This window comes from Micromonospora maritima (genome assembly GCF_902825405.1).
Taxonomy (GTDB): domain Bacteria; phylum Actinomycetota; class Actinomycetes; order Mycobacteriales; family Micromonosporaceae; genus Micromonospora; species Micromonospora maritima.
The window spans coordinates 1-1,595 of sequence record NZ_CADEAU010000803.1 but is presented as its reverse complement, the minus strand read 5'-3'; the positions used below and the strand labels follow the sequence as shown (position 1 = coordinate 1,595).

The 1,595-nt window shown below is 74.0% G+C and carries 1 protein-coding gene; it reads left to right on the top strand.

Annotation, left to right across the window (positions count from 1 at the left end; translation table 11 throughout):
- Positions 1–220: 220 nt before the first annotated feature.
- Positions 221–1,595, top strand: a 1,375-nt coding sequence (locus HUW36_RS32435) for a glycosyltransferase family 2 protein (protein WP_174531532.1), incomplete at its 3' end; no start/stop codon positions are given.

The window sequence follows — 1,595 nt, the reverse complement described above, 5'->3', positions numbered from 1 at the left end:
TCGACAACCTCGCCGACTGGATCGCCACCCGCGGCTACAGCACCAGCTGACCCACACCACCGACAAGGGCCCGACCCCACCACCGGGGTCGGGCCCTTTCGGCGTATCCAACGGCTGCCTGTCGGTCACCTCGCCGTCATGTCGGAGTCGTCACCCGGACGGGTCGCTCCACCACGCTGGGTCGCGCCGCACCACCCGGCCGACCCGCGAAGGAGCAGCAGTGGCAGCCGAGTCGGCGACCGACCGCCCACCGACGACCCGCCCCGACGTGAGTGTCGTCGTGCCCGTCTACAACACCCTGCGCTACCTGCGTGCCTGTCTCGACTCGCTGCTGCGGCAGACCATCGGGACGGAGCGGATGGAGATCGTGGCGGTGGACGACGGGTCCACCGACGGCAGCGGGCGGCTGCTGGACCGGTTGGCCGCGCGGCACCCCGGCGTCGTGCGGGTGGTCCACCAGGCCAACTCCGGCGGGCCGGCCGCCCCCTGCAACCGTGGCCTGGACCTGGCCACCGGCCGGTACGTGTTCTTCCTCGGCTCGGACGACCGGCTCGGACCGGAGGCGCTGGAACGGCTGGTCGCCGCCGCCGACAGGTACGGCTCCGACGTGGTGCTCGGCAAGGTGGTCGGGGTCAACGGGCGGCACGTCTTCTCCGACGTGTTCGCCGGCGGTGACGCGGTCGACGTGAGCCTGTTCGACTCGGAGCTGCCGTGGTCGCTGGCGAACACCAAGCTGTTCCGCCGTGACCTCGTCGACCGCCTCGGGCTGCGGTTCCCGGAGGACATGCCGGTGCTCAGCGACCAGCCGTTCACGTTGGCCGCCTGCTACCACGCGCGGCGGATCTCGGTGCTCGCCGACTACGACTACTACCACGCGGTGCGTCGGCTGGACGCCCGCAACATCACCTACCACAGCCGGGTGGAGCAGCGCCTGGTCAGCGTCGAGCGGTTGTTCGCGTTCGTCGCCGACCTGATCCCCGCCGGCCCGCGCCGGGACGCGGTGCTGCGCCGGCACGCCGGGCTGGAGCTGGCCAACCTGGTCGGCGACGACTTCCGCCGGCTGGACCGGGCCACGCAGGAAAGGGTGTACGCGAGCGTGCGCCGGCTGGTCGAGCGGCACGTCACCGACGGCGTGCGGGCCCGGCTGGACATCGAGGCGCGGTTGCGCCTGGGCGCGGTCACCGCCGGCGGGGTGGACGACCTGCTGGCCGTCATCGACCAGGACACCGCCCGGGGCGTACCGGGGACGGTGGTGGCCGGAGGCCGCTGGCATGCCGGCTACCCGGGCGCCCCGGCGGCCTGGACCGACGTCACCGACGTCCGGGCGGACTGGCTGGCCCGGTTGGACACGGTCGAGGTGAGCTGGGTCGACGGGCACACCCTGGCGGTGACCGCGCGCAGCCCGTACCCCGGTTTCGCGGCGCTGGCCGGGCCGGTCCGCCTGGCGGCCGGGCCGGTCGCCGGCGCCACCCGGCTGGACGCCACCGACCCGACCGGACGGACCGTGCGCACCGACTTCCCGGTCGACCGGCTCCTCGCGGTCGGCGCGGCCAGCGGTCAGCGAAACCCGGTGCGGGCCGACGTGGACGGCGGTC